The sequence below is a fragment of the Actinoallomurus acaciae genome (assembly GCF_042429965.1).
GTDB lineage: Bacteria > Actinomycetota > Actinomycetes > Streptosporangiales > Streptosporangiaceae > Actinoallomurus > Actinoallomurus acaciae.
Genome location: NZ_JBHLZP010000045.1, coordinates 27993 through 33753, shown reverse-complemented (window position 1 = coordinate 33753; position 5761 = coordinate 27993). Strand labels below are relative to the sequence as shown.

The 5761-nt window shown below is 71.2% G+C and carries 5 protein-coding genes and 1 pseudogene; 1 reads left to right on the top strand and 5 read right to left on the bottom strand.

Annotated features, from left to right (window positions below; genetic code table 11):
* The 5 genes and pseudogenes from ACFFNX_RS09085 to ACFFNX_RS09065 form a co-directional block, all read right to left on the bottom strand.
* Positions 1–366, bottom strand: a pseudogene (locus ACFFNX_RS09085) (hypothetical protein); the annotation flags it as partial.
* Entirely contained in the window at positions 350–1231 is an 882-nt protein-coding gene (locus tag ACFFNX_RS09080; RefSeq protein WP_378198002.1) for an AAA family ATPase, read from the bottom strand. The pseudogene ACFFNX_RS09085 and the gene ACFFNX_RS09080, both read right to left, overlap by 17 nt.
* 5 nt (positions 1232–1236) lie before the next feature.
* Complete coding sequence (locus ACFFNX_RS09075; protein WP_378198000.1) at positions 1237–3630, bottom strand: aerobic carbon-monoxide dehydrogenase large subunit; 2394 nt, start codon at positions 3628–3630, stop codon at positions 1237–1239.
* Positions 3627–4124: a (2Fe-2S)-binding protein gene (locus ACFFNX_RS09070; RefSeq protein ID WP_378197998.1), complete on the bottom strand. Its 498-nt coding sequence runs from the start codon at positions 4122–4124 to the stop codon at positions 3627–3629. Before ACFFNX_RS09070 ends, ACFFNX_RS09075 begins: the two co-directional genes overlap by 4 nt.
* On the bottom strand, positions 4121–5002 hold the full coding sequence (locus ACFFNX_RS09065; RefSeq protein WP_378197996.1) for an FAD binding domain-containing protein: 882 nt from the start codon (positions 5000–5002) through the stop codon (positions 4121–4123). Before ACFFNX_RS09065 ends, ACFFNX_RS09070 begins: the two co-directional genes overlap by 4 nt.
* Before the next feature lie 316 nt (positions 5003–5318).
* Here ACFFNX_RS09065 and ACFFNX_RS09060 point away from each other — a divergent pair, with 316 nt between their 5' ends.
* Positions 5319–5594: a hypothetical protein gene (locus tag ACFFNX_RS09060; RefSeq protein ID WP_378197994.1), complete on the top strand. Its 276-nt coding sequence runs from the start codon at positions 5319–5321 to the stop codon at positions 5592–5594.
* The last annotated feature ends 167 nt before the right edge of the window (positions 5595–5761 follow it).

Sequence of the window (5761 nt, the reverse complement as noted above, 5' to 3'; positions counted from 1 at the left end):
CGCCCAGGGCAGCCCGGCCTCCTGCACCGCGCCCGCTCCCGGCAGGGAGACCAGGGCATCGCCGCCGGCGGCGATGGCGGGATCGGTGCGCACCGGCGGATCCGGCGCCGCGTCGGCGAACAACCCGTCGAGGATCTCGATCTCCGACGGCCGCCGTACCAGGCAGACGCGGGCGGCCCAGTACAGGCGCCGCGGGGAGTCGGGAGGGGACACGGTCAGCGCCCGGACGAAGTCGTCGGTGCGGGTGACGTCGACGGGCACGCCGCGCCGCCGCAGCCGGGTGGCGAACGCGACGGCGAACGCCGCGAGGTCGACGCCCGGCAACAGCGCCGCGTCGCCGTGCCGTCCGTCAGCCGGTCGACTCATGGTCATGGCCGAACTCGTGGAAGGCGTCCGCGATCGTAACGCGGTCGTCCGGCGTCTTGGCGATCGCGACCAGCGTCCGGACGACATCGTCTCGCACGAGATCCGTGGCGCCCAGTGCGGACAGCGCCGACACCCAGTCGATGGTCTCCGCCATGCCGGGCGCCTTGTCCAGGTCCAGCTCGCGCACCCGCCCGACGAAGGTGGTGGCCGACCGGATCAGCGGCTCGTTCGCGCCCGGCACCGTACGGCGGAGGATGCGCACGGCGCGCTCGGCGGTGGGGAAGTCGATCCAGTGGTAGAGGCAGCGCCGCCGCAGCGCGTCATGCAGTTCCCGGCTGCGGTTGGACGTCAGCACGACCAGCGGCCGCCGCGTCGCGGTGAAGGTGCCGAGCTCGGGGATCGTGACCGACGCCTCGCCGAGGAACTCGAACAACAACGCCTCGAACTCGTCATCGGCGCGGTCGATCTCGTCGATCAGCAACACGGCCGGTGCGGGGCCGGCGTGGCGTACGGCCTGGAGGATCGGCCGCTCCTGCAGGAACTCCTCGGTGAACAGGTCGGCGTCGCCGAGCCGCTCGTGCCGTGACTCGGCGAGCCGGATGGCGAGCAGCTGCCGCTGGTGGTTCCACTCGTAGAGCGACTCGCTCGCGGTCAGGCCCTCATAGCACTGCAGCCGGATCAGGGGAGTGCCCAGCATGCGGGCGAGGGCCTTGGCCGCCGCGGTCTTCCCGACGCCGGGTTCGCCCTCCAGCAACAGCGGCCGGCCGAGCGTCAGCGCGAAGAACAGCGCCGAGGCCGTCCCTTCGTCGGCGAGGTAGTCGACCTCGTCCAGCCGGCGCCGGATCTCGGTCGCGTCGGTGAACATCCGGGTCACACCGGCGGCCGGGGCACGCCGCGCATGGCGTCCCAGACCCGGGACGGAGTGAGCGGCATGTCGATGGCGTGGACGCCCAGCGGTCTGAGCGCGTCGATGACCGCGTTGACGATCGCCGGCGGCGACCCGACCGTCGCGCACTCACCGATGCCCTTCGCGCCGAGGGGATGGTGCGGCGAGGGCGTCACCGTGTAGCCGGTCTCCCAGTCGGGCACCTCCAGCGCCGTCGGCAGCAGGTAGTCCATGAGCGAGCCGGTCAGGCAGTTGCCGTCCTCGTCGAACGCCATCATCTCCATCAGGGCCATGCCCACGCCGTCCGTGAGGCCACCGTGCACCTGCCCGTCGATGATCATCGGGTTGATCTGCGTGCCGCAGTCGTCGACGGCGATGAACCTGCGGACCTTGACCTGGGCGGTGTCCGGGTCGATGTCGACGACGCAGATGTACGCGCCGTGCGGGTAGGTCAGGTTCTCCGGGTTGTAGCAGACCTGCGCCTCCAGCCCGCCCTCGACGCCGTCGGGCAGGTCGCCGGAGCCGTGCGCCCGCATGGCGATGTCCTGGATCGTGACGGACGTCGACGGGTCGCCGGCGACGTGGAACGCGCCCTTGCGCCACTCCAGATCGGTGGCGGAGACCTCCAGCATCGCCGAGGCGATGAGGCGGGCCTTGTCGCGTACCTTGCGCGCCGCCAGGGCCGCCGCGGCACCCGACACCGGTGTCGAGCGGCTGCCGTACGTGCCGAGCCCGAACGGCGTCTGGTCGGTGTCGCCGTGGACGACGTCGACGTCGTCGGGCGGGATGCCGAGCTCTTCGGCGATGATCTGCGCGAAGGTGGTCTCGTGCCCCTGCCCCTGGGTCTGCACGGCGAGCCGGACGACCGCCGTGCCGGTCGGGTGGACCCGCAGCTCGCAGCCGTCGGCCATGCCGAGACCGAGAATGTCCATGTCCTTGCGCGGGCCCGCGCCCACCGCCTCGGTGAAGAACGAGATCCCGATGCCCATCAGCTCACCGCGGGCACGGCGTCCGGCCTGCTCCCGGCGCAGCTCCGCGTAGCCGGCGAGCTCCATCGCCTTGCGCATCGTGGGTTCGTAGTCGCCGGAGTCGTACACCCAGCCGGTCTTGGTCCGGTACGGGAACTGCTGGGGCCGCAGGAGGTTCTTCAGCCGGAGTTCGGCCGCGTCCAGGTCGAGTTCGTCCGCGAGGCGGCTGACCATGCGCTCGATGAGGTACACCGCCTCGGTGATCCGGAACGAGCAGGCGTACGCGACGCCGCCGGGTGCCTTGTTCGTGTAGACGGCCGTCATCTTGCAGTGCGCCGCCTGGAGGTCGTAGCTGCCGGTGAAGACGCCGAAGAACCCGGCCGGGTACTTCACCGGCGTGGCGACACCGTTGAAGGCGCCGTGGTCGGCGAGCACGTTGGTACGGATGGCGAGGATCCTCCCGTCCCGGTTCGCGGCGATCTCGCCCCGCATGATGTAGTCGCGGGCGAAGCCGGTGCTGGTGAGGTTCTCCGAGCGGTCCTCCATCCACTTCACCGGCCGGCCGGTGATGGTCGACGCGACGATCGCGCAGATGTAACCGGGATAGATCGGCACCTTGCCGCCGAAGCCTCCGCCGATGTCCGGGGAGATGACCCGGATCTTGTGCTCGGGGATGCCGGCGACGAGCGCGTACAGGGTGCGGTGGGCGTGCGGCGCCTGGGTCGTGGACCACAGTGTCAGCCGGCCGTCGACGCGGTCGTAGTCGGCGACGGCGCCGCAGGTCTCCAGCGGCGCGGGGTGCACACGCGGGTACACCATGTCCTCGCTCACGACGACCTCGGCCGAGGCGAACACCGCCGCGGTCTCCTCCGCGTCGCCGGTCTCCCAGTCGAAGCAGTGGTTGTTCTCCTTGCCGGGCACGTCGGTCCGGATGACGGGCGCGCCGGGGGACAGGGCGGTGCGGGCGTCGATCACCGGGTCGAGGATGTCGTAGTCGATGTCGATCAGTTCCAGGGCGTCGCGGGCGGCGTACCGGTCCTCGGCCACGACGAACGCGACCTCCTGACCCTGGAACCGGACCTTGTCGGTGGCCAGGACCGCCTGCACGTCGTTCGACAGCGTCGGCATCCAGGCGAGGTTCCGCTCGGCCAGCATCGCCCCGGTGACGACCGCCTTCACCTTCGGATGCGCCTCGGCCGCGCTGATGTCGATGCCGGCGATGCGCGCGTGCGCGACCGGCGAACGAAGGATGGCCAGGTGCAGCATGCCGGGCAACTGGACGTCGTCGCAGAACGTGCCCTTCCCGCGCACGAAGCGGCGGTCCTCCTTGCGGAGCATGCGGCCGAAGCCGAGCGGCTTTTGGTCGTTGTTCACGAACTCGGCGGGCGTACGGTCGTTCGTGGTGGTCATGAGGCGCTCCCGCCGGACAGGTCCGACCGCTCGCGGGCCTCAAAGGCCGCGGCCCATCGGACGGATCGGACGATCGACGCGTAGCCGGTGCACCGGCAGATCTGGCCGGAGATCGCCTCGCGGATCTCCAGCTCGGACGGGTCCGGAACGCGGTCGAGCAGCGCCCGCGTGGTCATCAGCATCGCGGGCGTGCAGAACCCGCACTGCAGGCCGTGGCATTCCATGAAGCCCCGCTGCACCGGGTCGAGCTCGCCGTCCTGTTCGAGGTCCTCCACCGTGCGCACCTCGTGCCCTCCGGCGGACGCCGCGAGCACGGTGCACGACTTGACCGGCTCCCCGTCGAGCCACACCACGCAGGTGCCGCAGTTGCTGGTGTCACAGCCCCAGTGAGTACCCGTGAGCCCGAGATGGTCGCGCAGGAAGTGGACGAGGAGCAGGCGGGCCTCGATCTCCCCGCCGGCCTCCTCACCATTGACGATCATCGCGACCTTCACGTCACGTCCTTCCCGGCCACGCGGCCGACGGACCGGCTCAGAACGCGCCGGGTGAGCACCTTGGCGAGGTGGCGCTTGTACTCGACGCTGCCCCGCATGTCGCTGGCCGGCTGGCAGTTCGCGGCGGCGAGGTCACCGGCCTCGTCGTAGAGCTCGGCGCAGGGCCGCCGGCCGCGCAGGGCCTCCGACACCGCCGGGATCACGATCGTGTGGGGGCCGGCCGCCGCGAGACCGACCCGGGCCTCCGCGATCAGCCCGTCCTCCAGCCAGACGGCCGCGCCCGCCGACAGGACCGCCCAGTCACCGGCGCGGCGCTCGACCTTCTCGTAGGCGCTGGACCCGTTCGACCGGACCGGGACGCGCACCTCGGTCAGCATCTCGTGGTCCTCGACCGCCGTCTCGTACGGGCCGCGGTGGAACTCCTCCATGGTCACCACGCGTTCGCCGTCCGGGCCGCGGATCACGCAGGAGGCCCCGAGGGCGGCGCACGCGGCGGACAGGTCCTCCGACGGGTCGGCCTGGCACAGTGAGCCGCCCAGCGTGCCGCGGTTGCGCACGACCGCGTCGGCGATGACCCGCTCGGCGTCACGGATGATGGGGAGGACCTCGGCGAGGGCGTCGGACTCGAGCAGCTCGCGGTGCCGCGCCATCGCGCCGATGCGCACCTCGGCCGGCTCCACCCGGATGTATCCGAGCTCGTCGTGCAGGTCGTTGATGTCGATGACGTACTCCGGGGCGGCCAGCCGGAGCTTCATCATCGGAAGCAGGCTGTGACCGCCCGCGAGGAGCCGCGCCGAGCCGCCGAGCCGCGCGAGCAGGCCGATCGCGTGCTCGACGCTGGTGGCGCGTTCGTACTCGAACGGCGCTGGCACCTGCATGCCGGCCCCCTCCGCGTTTTTCGCCGGTGGTTGCCGAGTCGACCGCTATTCGGGACGGCTGTCAACGCCGGGCGGTGCCTGATTAAGGACTTGCTTAACCCGGCTGCTCCGCCGGACTCGCTTCGTGAACATCGCCGTACGGGTCGTGACCCCGCGATGACCTGGGCCGGACCGGCAACGGCCCGCGCCGCGGCGCCGGGATGACGTAAGCGATGACTTAATCCGCTGTTGCAGGCAGGTTAACAGCGATGGAGCATTGCGACCCGCGAAGCGGCGACGGCGCCACTCGGCTCCGTCGGGCGGAAGGGCACATGTCATGCCGGTCGAGTCGGATGGGCACAGCCGGGGCAATCCCCGCCTGTACGAGCTGTTCGAGAACGCGCCGAAGACGGGCAAGAGCCCGACCGTGTGGGCGTTCCCCGAATTCGTGGACTTCCTGAAGGTGGCCGGCCAGCCGGTGCAGGGACCATGGCCCCCGCACCAGCGGCCGAGGCCGGACCCGGCGGAGGCCGAGCCGGGGCCGGTGGCCGTACCCGACCCGGCGGCGGACGCCGGCGACGAGCCGGGAACCTCCGACCGCGCCGCAACGTGACTCCTCTATCCCGGAGGTTCGTATGTATCCGTCGCGGTTCCGCTACGAGGCGCCACGCTCGATCGACGAGGCGTTCGACCTGCTGCGCGCCGGGGACGGCGAGGGGAAGGTGCTCGCCGGCGGGCAGAGCCTGGTGCCCCTGCTGAAACTGCGCTTCGCCTCACCGG

Excerpts from the sequence above, each read along its gene's own strand:
- ACFFNX_RS09080 (WP_378198002.1), bottom strand. The coding sequence starts at position 1,231 with ATGTTCACCGACGCGACCGAGATCCGGCGCCGGCTGGACGAGGTCGAC.
- ACFFNX_RS09075 (WP_378198000.1), bottom strand. The coding sequence starts at position 3,630 with ATGACCACCACGAACGACCGTACGCCCGCCGAGTTCGTGAACAACGAC.
- ACFFNX_RS09065 (WP_378197996.1), bottom strand. The coding sequence starts at position 5,002 with ATGCAGGTGCCAGCGCCGTTCGAGTACGAACGCGCCACCAGCGTCGAG.
- ACFFNX_RS09060 (WP_378197994.1), top strand. The coding sequence starts at position 5,319 with ATGCCGGTCGAGTCGGATGGGCACAGCCGGGGCAATCCCCGCCTGTAC.